Source organism: Streptococcus cristatus (genome assembly GCF_003943515.1).
GTDB lineage: Bacteria > Bacillota > Bacilli > Lactobacillales > Streptococcaceae > Streptococcus > Streptococcus cristatus_D.
Genome location: NZ_RJPT01000008.1, coordinates 15544 through 36171, shown reverse-complemented (window position 1 = coordinate 36171; position 20628 = coordinate 15544). Strand labels below are relative to the sequence as shown.

General features: G+C 43.9%; 21 protein-coding genes and 2 pseudogenes. All 23 read left to right on the top strand.

The annotated features are described in order from the left end of the window. Positions 1 to 61: 61 nt before the first annotated feature. Positions 62 to 746 (top strand): annotated as a pseudogene (locus D8791_RS07680) (AI-2E family transporter); the annotation flags it as partial. After that, positions 733 to 2028 carry a hypothetical protein gene (locus D8791_RS07675; RefSeq protein WP_015605191.1) on the top strand — a complete coding sequence of 432 codons (1296 nt, stop codon included), beginning with the start codon at positions 733 to 735 and terminating at the stop codon, positions 2026 to 2028. The pseudogene D8791_RS07680 and the gene D8791_RS07675, both read left to right, overlap by 14 nt. 4 nt (positions 2029 to 2032) lie before the next feature. Beyond that, positions 2033 to 2260, top strand: a pseudogene (locus D8791_RS07670) (nucleoside deaminase); the annotation flags it as partial. A 332-nt stretch (positions 2261 to 2592) separates the two neighbouring features. Then, a complete protein-coding gene (locus D8791_RS07665; RefSeq protein ID WP_125447135.1) occupies positions 2593 to 3384 on the top strand; it encodes a Cof-type HAD-IIB family hydrolase in 792 nt (263 codons plus the stop codon). Then, a complete protein-coding gene (locus D8791_RS07660; protein ID WP_125447133.1) occupies positions 3384 to 4202 on the top strand; it encodes a Cof-type HAD-IIB family hydrolase in 819 nt (272 codons plus the stop codon). The genes D8791_RS07665 and D8791_RS07660 overlap by 1 nt, the downstream gene beginning before the upstream one ends. A gap of 3 nt (positions 4203 to 4205) precedes the next feature. Further along, entirely contained in the window at positions 4206 to 5714 is a 1509-nt protein-coding gene (gene ftsY, locus D8791_RS07655) for a signal recognition particle-docking protein FtsY (RefSeq protein WP_125447131.1), read from the top strand. 144 nt (positions 5715 to 5858) lie between these two features. Continuing rightward, entirely contained in the window at positions 5859 to 6488 is a 630-nt protein-coding gene (gene upp / locus D8791_RS07645) for a uracil phosphoribosyltransferase (protein ID WP_015605186.1), read from the top strand. A gap of 171 nt (positions 6489 to 6659) precedes the next feature. Beyond that, positions 6660 to 7250: an ATP-dependent Clp protease proteolytic subunit gene (locus tag D8791_RS07640; RefSeq protein ID WP_005592197.1), complete on the top strand. Its 591-nt coding sequence runs from the start codon at positions 6660 to 6662 to the stop codon at positions 7248 to 7250. 86 nt (positions 7251 to 7336) lie between these two features. Continuing rightward, complete coding sequence (locus D8791_RS07635; protein WP_062004135.1) at positions 7337 to 7606, top strand: DUF2129 domain-containing protein; 270 nt, start codon at positions 7337 to 7339, stop codon at positions 7604 to 7606. Between the two features lie 100 nt (positions 7607 to 7706). Continuing rightward, positions 7707 to 8867 carry an ABC transporter substrate-binding protein gene (locus tag D8791_RS07630; protein WP_125373734.1) on the top strand — a complete coding sequence of 387 codons (1161 nt, stop codon included), beginning with the start codon at positions 7707 to 7709 and terminating at the stop codon, positions 8865 to 8867. 151 nt (positions 8868 to 9018) lie between these two features. Beyond that, entirely contained in the window at positions 9019 to 9888 is an 870-nt protein-coding gene (locus D8791_RS07625; protein WP_095666451.1) for a branched-chain amino acid ABC transporter permease, read from the top strand. Between the two features lie 3 nt (positions 9889 to 9891). Next, entirely contained in the window at positions 9892 to 10845 is a 954-nt protein-coding gene (locus D8791_RS07620) for a branched-chain amino acid ABC transporter permease (protein ID WP_125447129.1), read from the top strand. Further along, entirely contained in the window at positions 10845 to 11609 is a 765-nt protein-coding gene (locus D8791_RS07615; protein WP_005589509.1) for an ABC transporter ATP-binding protein, read from the top strand. The genes D8791_RS07620 and D8791_RS07615 overlap by 1 nt, the downstream gene beginning before the upstream one ends. Then, on the top strand, positions 11609 to 12319 hold the full coding sequence (locus tag D8791_RS07610) for an ABC transporter ATP-binding protein (protein WP_125447127.1): 711 nt from the start codon (positions 11609 to 11611) through the stop codon (positions 12317 to 12319). The genes D8791_RS07615 and D8791_RS07610 overlap by 1 nt, the downstream gene beginning before the upstream one ends. Before the next feature lie 820 nt (positions 12320 to 13139). Beyond that, on the top strand, positions 13140 to 13982 hold the full coding sequence (locus tag D8791_RS07605) for an NAD(P)H-hydrate dehydratase (protein WP_125447125.1): 843 nt from the start codon (positions 13140 to 13142) through the stop codon (positions 13980 to 13982). A gap of 220 nt (positions 13983 to 14202) precedes the next feature. Beyond that, positions 14203 to 14427: a helix-turn-helix domain-containing protein gene (locus D8791_RS07600; RefSeq protein WP_125390383.1), complete on the top strand. Its 225-nt coding sequence runs from the start codon at positions 14203 to 14205 to the stop codon at positions 14425 to 14427. 101 nt (positions 14428 to 14528) lie between these two features. Further along, complete coding sequence (gene xseA, locus D8791_RS07595) at positions 14529 to 15869, top strand: exodeoxyribonuclease VII large subunit (RefSeq protein WP_125447123.1); 1341 nt, start codon at positions 14529 to 14531, stop codon at positions 15867 to 15869. Beyond that, entirely contained in the window at positions 15847 to 16059 is a 213-nt protein-coding gene (locus tag D8791_RS07590; protein ID WP_005589516.1) for an exodeoxyribonuclease VII small subunit, read from the top strand. Before xseA ends, D8791_RS07590 begins: the two co-directional genes overlap by 23 nt. Further along, positions 16056 to 16931 (top strand): polyprenyl synthetase family protein, encoded by an 876-nt coding sequence (locus D8791_RS07585; protein ID WP_125447121.1) that lies wholly within the window; start codon positions 16056 to 16058, stop codon positions 16929 to 16931. Before D8791_RS07590 ends, D8791_RS07585 begins: the two co-directional genes overlap by 4 nt. Beyond that, positions 16924 to 17748 (top strand): TlyA family RNA methyltransferase, encoded by an 825-nt coding sequence (locus D8791_RS07580; protein WP_125447119.1) that lies wholly within the window; start codon positions 16924 to 16926, stop codon positions 17746 to 17748. Before D8791_RS07585 ends, D8791_RS07580 begins: the two co-directional genes overlap by 8 nt. Next, positions 17732 to 18163 carry an arginine repressor gene (locus D8791_RS07575; RefSeq protein WP_062123525.1) on the top strand — a complete coding sequence of 144 codons (432 nt, stop codon included), beginning with the start codon at positions 17732 to 17734 and terminating at the stop codon, positions 18161 to 18163. The genes D8791_RS07580 and D8791_RS07575 overlap by 17 nt, the downstream gene beginning before the upstream one ends. Before the next feature lie 8 nt (positions 18164 to 18171). Further along, positions 18172 to 19830 (top strand): DNA repair protein RecN, encoded by a 1659-nt coding sequence (recN, locus tag D8791_RS07570; protein ID WP_125447117.1) that lies wholly within the window; start codon positions 18172 to 18174, stop codon positions 19828 to 19830. Positions 19831 to 19882: 52 nt separating this feature from the next. Then, positions 19883 to 20611, top strand: coding sequence for a metallophosphoesterase (locus tag D8791_RS07565; RefSeq protein ID WP_125447115.1), 729 nt, complete (start codon positions 19883 to 19885; stop codon positions 20609 to 20611). Positions 20612 to 20628 lie beyond the last annotated feature (17 nt).

Genomic DNA, 20628 nt, shown 5'->3' with positions numbered 1-20628 from the left:
TAATTTGAAGGCACAGGTATGTTGATGGAAATAAACTAGGTTATAGATAATACAAAAGCGTATATCGTCTGTCATTACATTCCTTGGCGGATTTACAACGAATATTATAGGCTCTTCTCAAATGTGTTCTCTGTGATTATGGGGATTTTCTTCATGATTAATATTCTCGTAAGTAAGGAAATACTCGCACGTTTAACGCTTCGCATTCTCAATGTGGTGTTGCTAAAAGACAAAATTGAGCACATTCTTATGTCGGGGAAGTCATCGTGGATACGTATGACCGTTTCTTGATGAGTCAAATCATCGAGGCGGGAATTGTTGGGGTTATGATTTTTGCCGCATACTCTCTTGTAGGGTTGCCATATGCAGGACTTGTTGGGGTGCTGGCCGGAGTATTCTCGTTCATTCCGAATATCGGGCCGTTTATGGCGTGCGGAATCGTAATGCTCTTCATCTTTACAGAAAGCCCAATTCAAGCACTCATTTCGGTTGTCGTCTTTATGGTCGTTCAAACAGTGGAAGGCAATGTCGTCTATCCTAGGGTTGTCGGCAGTTCCGTAGGGTTGCCAACGGCTCTAACCCTTGCTACTACGTTAATCGGTGGAAATCTCTTTGGTTTAGTAGGAATGATTTTCTTCACACCAATCTTTGCCGTGATTTACCGTCTCGTGAAAGAATGGATGGAGAAACATGAACAAGCTGCTCCAGTGGTAGCTGTAGGAGGTATTATTGATGAAGAAAATTAGCGACTTAGGGATTACGGGGAAAAAGCTCCTCTTTGAAGGGATTGCGTTCCTTGTTGCTGGGATATTGCTCCTTATATTCGGACCAAGCTTCCCAGAATTGATGTTACGTCTGTTTTTAACATTCTTATGGGCCCGTGAACTATGGAATTTCTTATTCCGTTGGTTTAGTAAAGCGGCATCTAAAGACCCGTTATGGCTGAATATAGGGAAATTTTCCCTTTACGGATTTTTAGCAGGAAATCAATTCTTCCTGTCATTGCCGATTGCGATTGTAAGCATCTTGATGGGACTCAATGAAGTGATGAAGGCGGGAATTAGTGGTGTGACATACTATATTTATGTCAAAGATGATATTCGCCCGCGATTTCGCTTGCTCTTTGATACCATTTGGCTTTCAGTTGTCGGGGTAGCCACTTTAATTTCTCTTGGGGGCGACGGCAATTTGCAAATGTTCTTCCTTTCGCTCTATTTTATCGGGTATGGGATTAGCAATATTCGGGACGGCTGGTTCTTCGAGGCCGAAGTTGGAAAGAAAGTCCTTCGCAGACGCTTGCGTCGTGGGATGCCGCTTGTATTTGCTGCACTGATTCCTCGAGTAACCTTACAAAAAATTAATGATGCGTTGGAACTTGGAGAAGGCGAAACGGCTTCAGAAATTTACGACCGTGCCAAAGAAAATGCAGAACCAAACTTAGAGATGTTTATTCATGTCACAAAAGACGGGTTTGGAGCCATCGGGCATGTCGACCTGTGTTATAAGGGCCGCATTATTTCATTCGGAAACTACGATACGAATTCGGAGCGCCTCTTTGGAACGATGGGGGACGGGGTACTTTTCAGTGCCGACCGTGAAAAATACATCGAATTTTGTAAACGCGAAAATCATAAGACCCTACTGGGATATGGTCTTGCCTTGTCTCCAGAACAACTCGCGGCCATCGATAAGGAAATCGCCAAATTGATGTCGCTGACAGTGCCTTGGGATCCACCGAAAATGGTGAAACCTAAGCATCCTGGAATCGACAAAGAAGAACCAATGTATGCCTACAAGCTCAAACAAGAAGCAGATGCACTCTTGTATAAATTTACCTCTTCAAAATTCAAGACGTATTTTGTGATGAGTACCAACTGTGTATTGCTAGCCGATACGATTGTCGGGACAGCAGGCACCGATATTTTAAGCGCCCGAGGATTTATTTCACCAGGAACGTACCAAGATTACTTAGATAAGGAGTTTGAGAGACCGCATAGTCTAGTCGTGACGAAGCGCGTCTATCAGTAAGAACATGGAACTTCATGAAAAAGAATTCTTTATGAGGGAAGCGTTGAAGGAAGCGCAGAAAGCCTATGACCAAGCGGAAGTGCCAATCGGGGCTGTCGTGGTCTTGAATGGTGAAATTATTGGGCGTGGTCATAACTTACGTGAAAAGGAACAAGACGCCACGCTGCACGCCGAAATCAAAGCCATTCGCCAGGCAAACCAACACCTTGGAAGCTGGCGACTCGAAGACTGCTAAGTCAGTTTGTAGACCACGCTTCGCCAGAACGTATTTGCCAAATAGCAAAACATAAATTGAATTTAGGATAACTAAATATATAAAAAGTTTATGTGATGTTATTTTATAAAATAAAAAAGTAAATAGATATAGTATAAACAATATCAAAAACGGTCAGGTCATAGAAATATGATCTGACTGTTTTTCATCTGTGGAATGAAGTGTTAGTTTTATGATATAATATAAAGGATTAACAGAGATGAGAAATGATGGGGGTTGCCTAAATCCTTAAAAGATGCATACCCTAAATGCCCTTTGCACACCCCTAATTCAAAAAAGGAGATAATTGTATGATAAGACTCATTGCCACAGATATGGACGGGACTTTTTTAGATGACAAGGGTCAGTTTGATATGGAGCGGCTCAAGCATCTGCTGACCCAGTTTCGAGAAAAGGGCATCTACTTTACTGTTGCCAGCGGTCGAGGTATTCTTTCTCTTGAAAAGCTCTTTCATGAAGTTCGAGATGATATGATCTTTATCGCGGAAAATGGCAGCCTTGTAGAGTTTCAAGGAAAAGATCTATACGAAGCAACCATGCCAAGAGAATTTTATCTCAAGGTATTTGATAAGCTCAAGGAGTCGCCTTTTGTCAATATCAATGAGTTGCTCCTGACAGGGAAAAAAGGCTGTTATGTCTTAGAGACAGTAGATCCGACTTATCTCTCTTTCAGCGCTAATTATAATGAAAATATCCAAAAAGTTGCTGATTTTAGTGAGATTACAGACGAGATTTTTAAATTCACGACCAATTTCAGCGAAGAAACAGTGGCCGACGGCGAAGCCTGGGTCAATGAAAATGTCGCAGGTGTCAAGGCGATGACAACAGGCTATAAGTCGATTGATATCGTGCTGGACTATGTGGATAAAGGCGTGGCTCTTGTCGAGCTGGCTAAGAAGCTAGGCCTAGAGATGGATCAGGTCATGGCTTTTGGTGATAATCTCAATGACCTACATATGATGCAGGTAGTGGGCCATCCGATTGCACCGGAAAATGCGCGACCGGAAATTTTGGCAGTTGCGAAAGAAGTGATTGGCCACCATGCGGCCCAATCTGTTATGACTTACATGGAGGGCTTGTAATGGCTGATATTAAATTGATCGCTTTGGACTTGGACGGGACGCTTTTAACCACGGATAAAAAGATTTCTGAAGGTAATCTGGCAGCGCTCAAAGCTGCTCAACAGCAGGGAATCAAAGTTGTATTGACCACAGGGCGTCCGCTTAAGGCTATGGAATTTTTCCTGCATGAGCTGGGCACCGATGGTCAGGTAGATGAATACACCATTACCTTTAATGGTGGTCTGGTTCAGCGCAATACAGGCGAAATTTTGGATAAAACAGTTTTTGCCTATGATGATGTGGCTAGGATTTTTGAAGAGACTGAGAAATTGGGTCTGCCTCTGGATGCGATTGATGGGGGCTTGGTTTATCAGATTCAATCAGACCAAGCATCGCTCTATGCGGAGTTTAATCCAGCTCTGAACTTTGAATCCATTGCTTTTGAAGACCTTTCTAGCCAGATTACCTACAATAAGTGCGTCACAGCCTTTGCGCAGGAACCGCTGGACGCAGCCATTCCTGACATTTCGCCCGAATTGTTTGACCAGTATGAAATTTTCAAATCACGGGAAATGCTGCTGGAATGGTCACCGAAAAATGTCCATAAGGCGACTGGTTTGGAGAAACTGATTGCCCACTTGGGAATTGATAAAAGCCAAGTTATGGCCTGCGGTGACGAAGCCAATGATTTGTCAATGATTGCTTGGGCTGGTCTAGGAGTAGCCATGCAAAATGCCGTGCCAGAAGTCAAGGAAGTCGCAGAAGTTGTCACCCCGATGACCAATGATGAAGATGCAGTTGCTTGGGCAATTCGGAAATATGTATTGAAGGAGAACTAAAGAATGGGATTATTTGACCGTCTTTTTGGACGTAAAAAAGAGGAACTTGAAGAAAAGCCCCAGATAGAGGAACAGGCAGAGGAGAGTTATCAGACTACAGTGACTGAAGTTCCATCTGAGACAGAGCTCCAGCCCCTTGCTGCTTCTAATGAAGAAACAGCGGAAACTCAGGAAGTAGAGTCTGTGTTAGAAGAGAATACAGATCCTGCAGATTCAGCAACTTCTGAGCAGGAATTTGTCCCAACTGCTCAACAAGCTGACTTATCTGAACCAGTGCTTGAAGACGAGGAAAGTCCTGAACAAGTTTTGGCTGAGGCAGAAGAGCAGTCTGAAACTTCAGCAAATCAAGCGTTGGAAAGTAGTAGCGAATCAGAAGCGGCGACTGAAAGCAGAGATTATTACCAAGAATTGCAGGAGCGTTTGGCTGCAGCGAGAGAGCAAATCAGCCACGAACCAGAGCAAGAAGTATCTAGTGAGCAGGAAGCAAGCACTTCCTCACAAGTAGACTCGACCGAGTATGGAGGAGAGGCAGAGGAAGAACAGACTCCCGCAGAAACATCTGAGAATTCTACTGAATACCAAGAAGAGAGTGTTCAAGACAAGTATGACCGCAGTCTCAAAAAGACGCGGACTGGCTTTGGTGCTCGCCTTAATGCCTTCTTTGCTAATTTCCGCTCAGTTGATGAAGATTTCTTTGAAGACTTGGAAGAACTGCTGATTACCAGTGATGTCGGTGTACAGGTAGCTTCCAATCTGACTGAGGACTTGCGCTATGAAGCACGTCTGGAAAATACTAAGAAACCAGACGCCTTGCGCCAACTCATCATTGAAAAATTGGTCGATATTTATGAGAAAGATGGCCGTTTCAATGAAAAAATCAATTTCCAAAACGGTCTGACTGTCATGCTCTTCGTCGGAGTAAATGGAGTAGGGAAGACGACCTCAATCGGTAAATTGGCCTATAAATACAAGCAAGAAGGTAAAAAAGTGATGCTGGTGGCAGCAGACACCTTCCGAGCTGGAGCTGTTGCCCAGTTGGCTGAGTGGGGGCGCCGAGTCGATGTGCCTGTTGTGACTGGCCCAGAAAAGAGCGATCCAGCCAGTGTCGTGTTTGACGGTTTAGAAAGGGCCAAGGCTGAAAATGTCGATATTCTCATGATTGATACAGCAGGTCGCTTGCAAAATAAGGACAATCTCATGGCAGAGCTTGAAAAAATCGGTCGCATTATCAAGCGGGTAGATCCATCAGCGCCGCACGAAACCTTCCTAGCCTTGGATGCTTCTACGGGTCAAAATGCGCTGGTTCAAGCCAAGGAATTTTCAAAAATCACACCTGTGACAGGTATTGTGCTGACTAAGATTGACGGAACTGCGCGCGGTGGGGTTGTTCTTGCCATTCGTCAGGAACTGGATATTCCAGTGAAGCTGATTGGTTTTGGCGAGAAAATTGACGACATCGGCGAGTTTAATTCTGAGAACTTTATGAGAGGCCTCTTAGAAGGTTTGGTGTAATAGTCTATCAATAAAGCCTAAATTGAAATCAAACTCTTCTATCAAAAAGTAATTAAAATAGATGAAAAGGTTTGCTTGTTGCAAGCCTTTTTTCTTCTTTTTTGATATAATAAGAAGAATAAAATGAAAGAAGGAAATCCAATCATGGGAAAACTTGAAGTTATCGCTCATCCACTCATTCAGCATAAATTGTCTATCTTGCGTCGTACAGATACCTCTACTAAAGCTTTTCGTGAATTGGTAGATGAAATCGCAATGCTAATGGGTTATGAAGTTTTGCGCGATTTACCACTTGAAGATGTAGAAATTGAAACACCAATTACGAAAACAGTTCAAAAGCAGATTGCAGGGAAAAAATTGGCTATTGTCCCAATCTTGCGGGCTGGTATCGGTATGGTGGATGGTCTCCTGAGCTTGGTTCCTGCTGCTAAAGTCGGCCACATCGGAATGTACCGTGATGAAGAGACCTTGAAGCCAGTTGAATATTTGGTAAAATTGCCAGAAGACATTGACCAACGTCAAATCTTTGTTGTCGATCCAATGTTGGCTACGGGTGGATCTGCTATCTTGGCGGTGGATTCACTTAAAAAACGTGGCGCAAGCAACATCACCTTTGTCTGCTTAGTGTCTGCTCCAGAAGGTGTTAAAGCCTTGCAGGATGCTCACCCTGATGTAGATATCTTCACTGCTGCCCTTGATGATCACCTCAATGAACACGGCTACATCGTTCCAGGTCTCGGAGATGCTGGTGACCGCCTCTTTGGTACAAAATAATAGCTAGAAGTTACAAAAAGGAAAGTTCTGCCAAACCGATGGATTTGTGCTTTCTAAATCAAAGATAATCTCAGCGCTGCTTTCTGTCATCCGACAGAGAAAGTAAATATTTGACCTTTTTTGACCAAAAAGATATAATAATGAATAGATCGAATGAAGGAGAAAATATTCATGATTCCTGTAGTTATTGAACAAACCAGCCGTGGTGAGCGTTCTTATGACATTTACTCACGCCTTTTAAAAGACCGTATTATCATGCTGACGGGTCCTGTTGAGGACAATATGGCTAATTCTGTTATAGCGCAGTTGCTTTTCCTAGATGCACAAGACAGCACCAAGGACATCTATCTTTATGTCAATACTCCTGGTGGCTCCGTGTCAGCGGGATTGGCAATTGTAGATACCATGAACTTCATTAAGTCTGATGTGCAGACAATCGTCATGGGAATGGCAGCTAGCATGGGAACTATCATCGCTTCTAGCGGTGCTAAGGGCAAACGGTTCATGCTTCCAAATGCAGAGTATATGATTCACCAGCCAATGGGTGGTACTGGTGGAGGTACTCAGCAAACAGATATGGCTATTGCAGCAGAGCATTTGCTTAAGACTCGTAGGACCTTGGAGCAAATTCTTGCAGACAATTCTGGTAAATCGGTTGAGCAGATTCACGCAGATGCTGAACGTGATTACTGGATGAGCGCCCAAGAAACCCTTGAGTATGGTTTCATCGATGAGATCATGGCTAATAATAATCTTAGCTAGTCTTCAATTATAACTACGAAAAATGCCCCATTTGTGGGCTTTTTTTGATATAATCAATAGAGTATAAATGACCAGAGAGGATTGGCATGTTTAAAAAAGAAGAACGAATGGGCTTAATTATTCATCTATACTATAATCGTGATGCAAAGAAACTGGCTCATGTTGGAGATATTATTTATCATTCTAAGAAACACCGTTATTTGCAGCTTTATGTGGCAAAAGATCAGGCGGATTCTCTGAAGGAGAGCTTGTCAAAAGAGTCCTATATCAAAAAAATCCAGACCTGCGAGATCCAAAATCTGGATACGAATTTTGTTGGAAGCTTGTTTAGAAACCAAGAAAACGCTATTATTTAAAAAAAAAGGCTTCTTTGGGTTGACAATTGTCAGATAATTCGGTATATTCTTACTATATCATTTGCAAACAAAGCAAATAACAAAATAGAGGAGATTATTCATGAAGAAAAAATTTGCACTTTCGCTTGTAGCTTTTGCTAGTGCTGCGCTTCTAGCAGCCTGTGGAGAAGTTTCTACAAACAACTCATCTGCTACTGGAACAGAAATCGGTAAAACACTTAAGTTCGGTTTCAACTTTGAAGAAACTGGCGCTGTAGCAGCTTACGGTACTGCAGAACAACACGGTGCTCAACTTGCTGTTGATGAAATCAACGCAGCTGGCGGTGTAGACGGCAAGAAAATCGAAGTAACTGATAAAGACAACAAATCAGAAACAGCAGAAGCAGCTACTATTTCTACAAGCTTGGCGACTCAAGATAAGGTGAATACCATCATCGGTCCTGCGACTTCAGGTGGGGTTGCGGCTGCAATTGCCAATGCTGGTAAAGCTGGTGTGCCTTTGGTAACACCAAGTGCTACACAGGATGATTTGACAAAAAACCAAGACTATCTGTATCGTGCAACCTTTACTGATAGTTACCAAGGTAAAGTCATCTCTAAATATGTAACAGAAAACTTGAAAGCTAAGAAAGTTGTACTCTATTATGACAACTCAAGCGACTATGCTAAAGGAATGGCTGAAGCCTTCAAGAAAGAATACAAGGGTGAAATTGTTGCGACAGAAACCTTTGCTTCTGGTGACTCAGATTTCCAAGCTGCTTTGACAAAGATCAAAGGCAAAGAATTTGATTCACTGGTTGTACTAGGTTACTACACAGAAGCTGGTAAATTGGTGAACCAAGCGCGTGGTTTGAGTATCACTCAAACAATCGTTGGACCAGACGGATTTAGCGATGCTAAGTTTGTAGAACAAGCAACTCCAGCAGCAGCAACTAATGTTTATTATGTATCTGGTTTCTCAACTTCAGGCGACATGACAGATAAAGCGAAGAAATTCGTTGCAGCTTACAAGGCTAAATACAATGAAGAACCATCTATGTTTGCAGCGCTCTCATATGACGCAGTTTACATGGCAGCAGAAGCATCTAAGGGTGCAAAAACATCTGTAGATATTAAAGATAACCTTGCTAAGTTAAAAGACTTTGAAGGAGTTACTGGATCCATTACCATTGATAAAGATCACAACCCTGTGAAGACAGCCTTGATGATCGGTTTGAAAGATGGTAAAGTAGAAACTGTTGAAACAGTTAAACCTGAATAAAGGGTCTGAGGCTGGGAGCATTCCCAGTCTTTGGCTTGTTTATTACTTGCTTATGATGTTTGAGTAGAGACGGCAAGACAAGGCTTCGTCTGAGATTGTTGTTTCTGCTCTTATTTTATATTAGAAAGAGTGGTGTGGAATGCTCGAACAAATTCTTCAGCAGCTAGCCAATGGATTGATTTTGGGGAGTGTCTATGCGCTTCTGGCCTTGGGTTATACCATGGTTTACGGGATTATCAAACTGATCAATTTCGCGCATGGAGACATTTATATGATCGGTGCTTTCATGGGATATTACCTGATTAACACCCTTCACCTGAATTTCTTTGTGGCCCTTATTTTATCTATGGTTGGTACAGCAATCCTCGGTGTAGTGATTGAATTCTTAGCCTATCGTCCGCTGCGCAATTCGACACGGATTGCAGCCTTGATTACGGCGATTGGAGTTTCTTTCCTTTTGGAATACGGGATGGTCTTCTTTGTAGGTGCCAATACTCGTTCTTTCCCTCAGGTGATTGAAACAGTGCGTTATACGATTGGACCAGTTTCGATTTCCAATATCCAACTAATGATTTTGGGAATTTCTATTTTACTCATGGTTGGTTTGCAGTTTATCGTGCAAAAAACCAAAATGGGGAAAGCCATGCGGGCTGTTTCCGTGGATAGCGATGCTGCCCAGCTCATGGGAATCAATGTCAATCGTACGATCAGCTTTACTTTTGCCTTGGGTTCAGCCTTGGCAGGAGCAGCAGGGGTGCTGATTGCCCTTTATTACAACTCGCTTGAGCCACTGATGGGAATGACCCCAGGTATCAAGTCTTTCGTTGCGGCAGTTTTGGGAGGAATTGGTATCATCCCAGGGGCAGCTTTGGGTGGTTTTGTAATCGGTCTCTTGGAAACTTTTGCAACAGCAGTTGGACTGTCAGATTTCCGTGATGCGATTGTGTATGCGATCTTAATTATCATTCTATTGGTTCGCCCAGCTGGTATTCTAGGTAAAAATGTGAAAGAGAAGGTGTAATGTATGAAAAATAATTTAAAAGTAAATGCGTTATGGCTTGCTCTGATCCTCTTTGGCTACCTTTTGATGACAGTGCTTGCTAGCACAGGCATTCTCAATCCTTTCTATCTGCAAATCTTTGAGCAGATTGGGATTAATATTATTTTGGCCGTTGGCCTCAATCTTATCGTTGGTTTTTCTGGGCAATTCTCTCTTGGGCATGCTGGCTTTATGGCGATTGGTGCCTATGCAGTAGCTATTATGGGCTCTAAATCTCCAAACTATGGGACTTTCTTTATTGCTATGTTGGTTGGCGCTGTGCTTGCAGGTGCGGTGGCCCTGCTTGTTGGTATTCCGACCCTTCGCCTAAAGGGAGACTATTTGGCGATTGCGACCCTGGGTGTTTCTGAAATTATCCGGATTTTGATTGTCAATGGTGGAGAATTGACCAATGGTGCGGCAGGTATCCTGTCTATTCCGCCATTTACATCTTGGCAGCTGGTCTATGTCTTCGTTGTGATTACGACTATTTTGACCCTCAACTTCCTCCGCAGTCCTATCGGACGCAGCACCTTGTCTGTTCGTGAGGACGAGATTGCGGCAGAGTCTGTCGGTGTCAATACAACAAAAATTAAAGTCATTGCTTTCGTTTTTGGAGCTATTACAGCTTCTATTGCAGGCTCTTTGCAGGCTGGATTTGTTGGCTCTGTTGTACCAAAAGACTATTCCTTCATAAATACGATTAACGTTTTGATTATCGTCGTTTTTGGTGGTCTTGGGTCAATGACTGGAGCAATTGTAGCGGCAGTGGTACTGGGGATCCTTAATATGCTTTTACAAGATATCTCAAGCGTTCGGATGATTGTTTATTCACTTGCCTTAATCTTGGTGATGATTTTCCGTCCAGGCGGCTTGCTTGGTACTTGGGAATTGAGCTTGGCTAAGCTCTTTAAAAAGAATAAGGAGGTCAAAGAATAATGGCACTTCTTGATGTAAAAAAATTAACCAAAAATTTTGGAGGACTAACAGCTGTTAGTGACGTGACTCTGGAATTGAACGAAGGGGAACTGGTCGGTCTTATTGGGCCTAACGGTGCTGGAAAAACAACTCTTTTCAACCTTTTGACAGGCGTCTATGAGCCGAGTGAGGGAACGGTTACTTTGGATGGTCATTTGCTGAATGGTAAAACACCTTACAAAATTGCAACTCTGGGTCTCAGCCGGACTTTCCAAAATATTCGTCTTTTTAAAGATTTGACCGTTTTGGACAATGTATTGATTGCTTTTGGTAATCACCATAAACCTCATGTACTGGCTTCTTTCTTCCGCCTTCCGGCATTTTATAAAAATGAAGAAGAATTGAAAGCGAAAGCTTTGGAATTGCTGGCCATCTTTGACTTGGATAAGGAAGCAGAAACCTTAGCTAAAAATTTGGCCTATGGTCAGCAACGTCGTCTGGAGATTGTCCGAGCACTTGCCACAGAGCCTAAGATTCTCTTCTTGGATGAGCCAGCTGCTGGGATGAATCCTCAGGAGACAGCAGAGCTGACTGCCCTAATCCGTCGGATTAAAAATGAATTTAATATTACCATCATGCTGATTGAGCATGATATGAGTCTGGTTATGGAAGTAACTGAGCGCATCTACGTACTAGAATACGGTCGCTTGATTGCCCATGGCACACCAGATGAGATTAAGAATGACAAGCGCGTTATTGAAGCTTATCTAGGAGGTGAAGCCTAATGTCCATGCTCAAAGTTGAAAATCTATCTGTCCACTATGGCATGATTCAGGCTGTCCGTGATGTCAGCTTTGAAGTCAACGAGGGGGAGGTTGTTTCCCTTATCGGTGCCAATGGTGCTGGTAAAACGACTATCCTCCGCACGATCTCTGGTTTGGTTCGCCCAAGTGCTGGGAAGATTGAATTTTTAGGCAATGAAATTCAGAAAGTGCCTGCTCAAAAGATTGTAGCTGCTGGGCTTTCACAGGTTCCAGAAGGGCGTCATGTTTTTCCAGGCCTGACTGTTTTGGAAAATCTTGAAATGGGAGCCTTTCTTAAGAAAAATCGTGAAGAAAACCAAGCTAATCTCAAAAAGGTCTTCTCTCGTTTTCCACGCTTGGAAGAGCGTAAGAACCAAGATGCAGCTACTCTTTCTGGAGGTGAGCAGCAAATGCTAGCTATGGGCCGAGCGCTCATGTCTACGCCTAAGCTCTTGCTCTTGGATGAGCCTTCTATGGGCTTGGCGCCAATCTTCATCCAAGAAATCTTTGATATCATTCAAGATATCCAAAAGCAGGGGACAACTGTGCTTTTGATTGAGCAAAATGCCAATAAAGCACTGTCTATCGCAGACCGTGGTTATGTTCTTGAAACAGGAAAAATCGCTCTGTCTGGAACCGGTCAAGAGCTCCTCGCTTCTGACGAAGTCCGCAAAGCATATTTAGGTGGCTGAAACAATCTGGGAGATTGTTTCAGCTTGCAGATGGGAACTCGTGATAGCGAGTTTTCGCTTATTAAGGTCCAGTGGACCTTTTTAAGTTGCGGATAAAGAAAACAGAGTTTTCGTCAAAATCCGGGGGATTGTTTCAGGTTGCAGATGGGAACTCGCGAAAGCGAGTTTTCTTCAAAATGTCTGGGAGACATTTTTAGGTTGTTGATAGAAAGTTACAGTAGTAACTTAACATTTTGAAAAGGTCCAATGGACCTTTTTTTGTTTTCAAGATAAATTTGTTTGTTTGGATGATCCGATAGCTGTTTTTGGTTACAACTAAAAAGTTACATTGGCAACTACATGTTTTTTAAAATCCGCTGGGTCTTTTTTAGATGAGGCTAGAGTATCGTGGTATAGTTTTCTTTGGTGGAAGTTTCCATTTATTAAGTGCTGTGGTAGTAAGCAATGTAACAGTTCCACATGGTCCTTTCTCTGAATCTATTTCTTCATTTTAAACATCGAGCGAAAATATGGTAAAATATGGGAGAAGAAAAATTGCTCGGGTATAAATAAAGGTTAGAAATTTCGGAAAAAATGTCAAAGTATAGGATATAGTTATTGGCGATAACTGGCGAGATGGAGAGTAATTTTAGCTTTTGATTGTGAAGTGAAGAAAGATAATGCTTTTTGTTGGGCTCAACACTGTTCTCTTACGCAACTAGAATTCAATAAAGATATGCTTATGAGGGATAGAAAATAGCAGTCGAATTTCTTTGCTTGATGTGCTTGAGCGGGTAATATTGATTTTTGAAAACATTTAAATAATTATAGAGGTTCAAATATGAAACTAGTCAGTGACAGGCTTTTGAAAAAGGTTATTATAAATCGATCGCCAGAAAGTCATAAAGGTAACTATGGTCGCCTGCTCTTGATTGGTGGGACCTATCCCTATGGCGGAGCTATTATCATGGCTGCTTTGGCCGCAGTAAGGAGCGGAGCTGGTTTGGTGACAGTTGCAACTGAACGGGAAAATATTTCCGGCCTCCATGCTCATTTGCCAGAGGCTATGGCCTTTGATTTGTGGGAGCAAGAGCGACTGATGGTTCAGATCCGCAAGGCTACTGTTATTTTAATTGGGCCGGGTTTAGCTGAAAATTCTTTAGAGAAATCAGTGCTGCAGCTGGTTTTACAGCTTGTAAACAAGCAACAAATACTGATTATGGATGGGGGTGCTATATCGCTTTTTGCCAAGCAAGCTCTGCCTTTTCCAAAGTCCCAGACAATTTTTACCCCTCATCAGAAAGAATGGGAAAGCTTGTCTGGTCTGCCCATCGAGTCACAGGACGAAAAATCTAGCCAAAAGGCTGTTAACCAATTTCCTAAGGGAACTCTAGTTGTGCAGAAAAGGAATGGAACGCGAGTTTTTCAGAGTGGGGAAAAGGATGTTTATCAACTGCAGATTGGTGGTCCCCATCAAGCAACTGGTGGTATGGGAGATACCTTGGCAGGGATGATTGCTGGTTTTGCAGGTCAATTTCAGCAGGTTTCACTTTTTGAAAGAGTGATAGCTGCGACCTACTTGCATTCAGCCATTGCGGATGAATTAGCCAAAGAGGTTTATGTGGTATTACCGACAGAATTGAGTCAACGAATTCCAACTTGGATGAAAAATTTGAGTCAATAAATCTTGGGAGGTTTGGAAAAATCTGAGTCTCTTTTTATGGATTAGGAAGTCTTGTCTTAGTTAGGAAAAGTCTAGGATTCATCAACTTTCTCACATAATTACTTTTTAATTTATAGAAAAAAGTTAATACGATAGAAAACTTTTTTGTGCTATAATAAAAATAAAGTATGAGAGTTAAAAGTATAAAAACTAGTAGAAAAGGATAAGTGCGGAAAGTGCCATGTCAGAGCTAAAAGTAGCAATTGGAAAAAAAATTAGAGAACTGCGGGAACAACGTAAAATGACAAGGGAATTGCTGTGTGAGGATGAGACTCGTTTGACAGTCAGACAGCTGGCTCGTATTGAGGCAGGCGATTCGATTCCTAGTTTACTAACCTTAGAATTCATTGCGCAACAGTTGCATATCGAAATGTATCAAATTATCAAGGAAAGTACAAAATCTTAGTGATTTCTATCCTGAAAATTGGGAACTTGGAATTACTGACTTCCTCCATTTTTTGGTATAATAAAAGTTACGCAAATACTAGAAAATAGAAAGGGAGCGACATGCCAGATTATTTATCTGTTTCGACCTTGACCCGTTATCTGAAGATGAAGTTTGACCGTGATCCTTATTTGGAGCGGGTTTATCTGACAGGTCAGGTCTCTAATTTTCGCAAGCGCCCCAATCACCAGTATTTTTCCCTCAAGGATGAGAAGGCAGTTATTCAGGCGACTATTTGGTCAGGTGTTTATAAAAAGCTTGGTTTTGAACTAGAAGAGGGCATGAAGGTCAATGTCATTGGCCGTGTCCAGCTCTATGAGCCAAGTGGGTCATATTCGATTGTCATTGAAAAGGCTGAGCCAGACGGCATTGGCGCCTTGGCTGTTCAGTTCGAGCAACTCAAGAAAAAACTGGGAGAAGAAGGTCTTTTCCAAGATAAGTTTAAACAAGCCTTGCCTCAGTTTCCTAAGAAAATTGGGGTGGTGACCAGTCCTAGCGGAGCTGTTATCCGAGATATTATCACGACAGTCAGCCGTCGTTTTCCAGGCGTGGATATCCTGCTTTATCCGACCAAGGTTCAGGGAGAGGGAGCTGCCGCCGAGGTGGCGGCTAATATCCGTCGAGCCAATGAGCGAGAAGATTTGGATGTTTTGATTATTGGTCGGGGCGGCGGGTCCATCGAGGATCTTTGGGCTTTTAATGAGGAAATTGTCGTACGAGCCATATTTGAGTCTCGGATTCCGATCATTTCCAGTGTGGGGCATGAAACGGACACGACTCTTGCTGACTTTGTGGCGGACCGACGAGCAGCAACTCCCACAGCCGCTGCTGAATTGGCGACGCCAGTCACAAAGCTGGATCTTCTGGGGCATTTGAGCCAGCAGCAAAATCGTCTGTCCAATGCAGCTGCAAATCGTCTGGCTTACCAGCGAGAACGCTTGCGCAAGCTGGCTGCCTCTGTTATTTTTCGGCAGCCAGAGCGACTTTATGATGGCTATCTGCAAAAGCTAGACCAGCTTAATCTACGATTAAAGCAAAAAATTCGCGAATATTATAGTGAAGAAGTCCAGCAGGTCAAGATTCTCTGTCACCGCTTAGATTCTCTGTCACCTCTGCGGCAGGTGCAGCGCTATCAGGAGCAGGTTCGTCAGCAAGAACGCTTGTTGCGTAGCAATATGGCGGTTATCTATGACCATAAGGTGGCTGAAGTTAAGCGGCTGTCGGATGCGCTACTCATGCTGGATACCAGTCGAATCGTGGCGCGGGGCTACGCTATTATCCAAAAAAATGAAACAGTAATCGAGTCCAGTCAGGATATCAAGAAGAAGGACCAGCTGACCATTCTCATGCGGGATGGTCAGGTCCAAGTTGAGGTAAAAGATGTCAAAAGACAAGAAATTTGAAGAAAATTTAGCTGATTTGGAAGCTATTGTCCAGAAGCTGGAAAATGGGGATGTGGCCTTGGAAGAGGCAATCGCTGAATTCCAGAAGGGCATGCAGCTGTCTAAAGACTTGCAAAAGACGCTAGATCAGGCAGAAAAGACCTTGGTCAAGGTCATGCAGGCGGATGGCACGGAAACGGATATGGAATGACAACAGAGCATAAAATCAGGCAAATTGGCCTGACGATTCAAGATTTTTATCAGAGCAAGGAAGTGTCAGCGGATTTGACTGAGACCATTCTCTATTCTATCGAGGCTGGTGGTAAGCGGATTCGCCCTCTCTTGCTTTTGGAGTTGCTGGAGGGCTTTGGTCTGGAATTAACTCCTGCCCACTTTCAGGTGGCAGCAGCTCTAGAGATGATTCACACTGGTAGCCTGATCCATGATGATTTGCCAGCTATGGATAATGATGACTACCGCCGTGGGCGTCTGACCAGCCACAAGAAATTCGGGGAGGATATGGCCATTTTAGCGGGAGATTCTCTCTTTTTGGATCCTTATGGTTTGGTGGCAATGGCAGAGCTCCCTAGTCAGGTCAAGGTGGATCTGATAGCAGAGCTGTCTTTGGCGGCTGGATCCTTTGGTATGGTAGCTGGGCAGGTTTTGGATATGCAGGGAGAAGGTCACAAGTTGACCATGGACCAGCTCCAGACCATTCACGCCAATAAGACAGGCAAGCTCTTGGCCTATCCTTTTGTAGCAGCGGGAATTATTGCTCAGACTGGTCAATCTGTTCTAGGGAAGCTCCGTCAAGTAGGAGAACTCTTGGGGTTGGCTTTTCAGGTGCGGGATGATATTTTAGATGTGACAGCCAGTTTTGAGCAGATCGGTAAGACACCGCAGAAGGATCTGGCGGCTGAGAAATCAACTTATCCAGCCTTACTAGGTTTGGATGGAGCCAGAGACTTTTTCGATGAAACGCTGGAACAAGCGAAAAGTATGCTAGAGCAATTAGAAAAAGAAAGTGATTTTTCAGCTAAAGAAATTCAAAAAATAATAGAAAGTTTGAGACTGGATGGCTAAGGAAAGAGTGGATGTACTGGCCTATCGACAAGGCCTCTTTGAGACCCGAGAACAGGCCAAGCGCGGAGTGATGGCAGGTCTGGTCGTGTCACTTGCTAATGGAGAGCGTTTTGACAAACCAGGTGAAAAAATCGATGATGCAACAGAGCTCAAGCTCAAGGGAGAAAAGCTCAAGTATGTCAGTCGGGGCGGCCTAAAATTAGACAAGGCTTTGCAAGTGTTTGGCCTTTCGGTGGCAGACCGAGTAGCCTTGGATATCGGAGCTTCGACTGGAGGATTTACCGATGTCATGTTGCAGGCGGGAGCACGATTAGTCTATGCTGTTGATGTCGGAACCAACCAGTTGGCTTGGAAACTTCGCCAAGATGAACGGGTTGTCAGCATGGAGCAGTTCAATTTCCGCTATGCCGAGCCAGCTGATTTTGACTTTCAGCCCAGCTTTGCCAGCATTGACGTCAGCTTTATCTCGCTCAGCTTGATTTTGCCGGCCCTCTATCATATTTTAGAGGAGGGAGGGCAGGTCGTGGCCTTGATCAAGCCTCAGTTTGAGGCTGGCCGCGAGCAGATTGGCAAGAAGGGAATTATCAAGGACAAGAAAGTTCATTTGGCGGTGCTGGAAACCGTGACAGCCTTTATGGTAGAAGCAGGTTTTTCAGTCAAAGGTTTAGATTTTTCTCCGATTCAGGGTGGGCATGGTAATGTTGAATTTTTAGCCTTTCTGGAGAAAAGTAAGCAGCCGAAAAATGACTTGGAGCAAGACTTAGTCGCTGTCGTAGAGGCGGCCCACAAGGAATTTAAAGATGAAGAAGAAGGATAGATTAGAGAAAATCAGACGATTTGTCAGCGAGTTTGAGATTGGCACCCAAGAGGAAATTGTAGCACATCTCAGGGAGTCTGGTATTACAGCGACACAGGCAACGGTTTCACGAGACATCAAGGAGCTAGGGATTGTAAAAATCCCTTTTAAAGATAATACCTATATCTATGAGCTTCCCAAAACAGCAACCAATAGTCTGAAGTTGGCAGAAAATAATATTTTGGCCTGTCAAAATCTAGGAAATATGCTCAATCTCAATCTGGTGCCAGGGAGTGCAGCGGTGGTCAAACGCCACCTGAGTAAAGAATTTTCTGAGGAAATTTTCAGCATCATTGCGGATAATGACAGTATCTTAGTTGTTGCAGTGAGTGAAAGTGCAGCCCAAAAAGTCACGGCTGAAATCAATAATTGGTAGGAAAGTCTATGTTATTAGAAATTTCGATTAAAAATTTTGCCATTATTGAGGAGATTTCCCTTAATTTTGAGCAAGGTATGACGGTTTTGACCGGGGAAACCGGAGCCGGTAAGTCTATTATTATTGACGCCATGAACATGATGTTGGGCAGCCGTGCTACGACAGATGTTATTCGTCACGGAGCGCCCAAGGCTGAGATAGAGGGACTTTTTTCGCTGGAAAATAGCCGAGCTTTGCGAGAGATTTTTGAGGAGCAGGGCTGGGAGCTGACCGATGAGCTGATTATCCGTCGGGAAATTCTGCAAAACGGCCGCAGTGTCAGCCGTATCAATGGCCAGATGGTTAATTTGTCTGTTCTAAAGGCTGTCGGCCAGCATTTGGTAGATATCCATGGTCAGCATGATCAGGAAGAGCTGATGAGACCCCAGCTTCATATCGCCATGCTAGATGAGTTTGGCTCAGCAGACTTTTTGCATCTCAAAGGCCGCTATCAGGAAACCTTTGACCGCTATCGAAGCCTGCGCAAGCAAGTCCTGACTCTGCAGAAAAACCAGCAGGAGCATAAGGCCAGGATTGAGATGCTGGAATTTCAGATGGCGGAGATTGAGAGCGCAGCCCTCAAAAGCGGAGAAGATACTGCCCTGCATCAGGAACGAGACCGCTTGCTCAACCACAAGCTCATTGCCGATACGCTGACCAATGCCTATACTATGCTGGATAATGAAGAATTTTCCAGTCTGGCCAATGTCCGCTCAGCTATGAATGACCTTGAGTCTATCGAGGATTACGATCCAGCCTACAAGGATCTTTCAGGCAGCTTGTCAGAGACTTATTATGTTTTAGAGGATGTCAGCAAGCGCCTAGAAGACATTCTAGATGGACTGGACTTTGACGGAGATCGACTGTTGCAAGTGGAGGGTCGCTTAGATTTGATTAACAGCATCACACGTAAATACGGTGGCCAAGTAGATGATGTGCTGGTATACTTTGCGCAGATTTCCAAAGAATACAGCCTTTTAACTGGCAGCAACTTGTCCTCAGAGGATATGGACCGAGAGCTGAAAGCCTTGGAGAGAGAGCTGGTAGAGCTGGCCAAGGAGCTGAGTCAGGCTCGTCACGGCCTAGCAACCCAGCTGGAAGCGGAAATCAAGCAAGAGCTGCAAGACCTCTACATGGAAAAGGCGCGCTTTAAAGTGCAGTTCAGTAAGGGCAAGTTCAACCGTGAAGGCAATGAACAAGTAGAGTTTTACATCTCAGCAAATCCGGGCGAGGATTTCAAACCTTTGGTGAAAGTTGCGTCTGGCGGGGAACTCTCCCGTCTCATGTTGGCTATCAAGTCTGCCTTTTCTCGTAAGGAAGGTAAGACCAGCATTGTCTTTGACGAAGTGGATACGGGCGTTTCTGGCCGAGTGGCCCAGGCTATTGCTCAGAAGATTCACAAGATTGGCTCCAACGGTCAAGTCTTGGCTATTTCCCATCTTCCGCAGGTCATTGCTATTGCCGATTATCAGTTCTTTATTGAGAAGATTTCGGATGAGAATTCGACTGTCTCAACGGTGCGCCTGCTGACGGCTGACGAGCGTGTTCAGGAAGTTGCTAAGATGCTGGCTGGCGAAGATGTGACGGAGGCTGCTTTGACGCAGGCTAGAGAATTATTAAAAAAATAAACAAGCGAGGCTGAGACACAAGTGTTTCAGTCTCCTTTAGAAAGTGGCGACTATGACAAAATATTTTGCAATCGGTGATGTCCATGGCAAGGCTGGTATGCTTGATGAGCTGCTCCAGCATTGGGACGGTTGCAGCCAACTAGTCTTTCTAGGCGACTTGATCGATCGTGGCGAGGACAGCCGAGCAGTTTTGGAGCGGGTCAAGGATTTAGTGGAGCAGAAAGGAGCTATCTGTCTTTCTGGCAATCATGAGTATATGTTTCTGACCTGGCTGGACAATCCTGAAAAGTCTTATGACCACTACCGACGCAATGGCGGAGATACGACCATTAATTCGCTTTTAGGCAGGCCTCTCAATGCTCCTGTAGATGGAGTAGCAGACGTGGAAGGTGTCAAGACGGAGGCGGCCGATTTAGTCGACTTTATTCGTCAGCTGCCTTTCCTGTTGGAGACGGAGCATTACATTTTTGTCCATGCTGGTCTTGATTTGGAGCTGAAAGACTGGCGAGAGACCAGTGATTATCAAAAGGTTTGGATTCGCGCGCCTTTTCATGAAGGCAGCAATCAGACTGGCAAAAGGATCGTCTTTGGTCATACACCGACATTTTACCTCTTGCATGAGGCGCCAGGAACAGATCAACTATGGATGACTGAGGATGGCAAGATTGGCATGGATGGCGGAGCTGTTTATGGCGGAGTCCTCCACGGTATTCTTTTCGGTGAGAATGGCATCATAGAGCACTATGCGATTAGAAATGATGATTTTGCAGCAGAGGACTGAGAAGCTGTCTACAAATG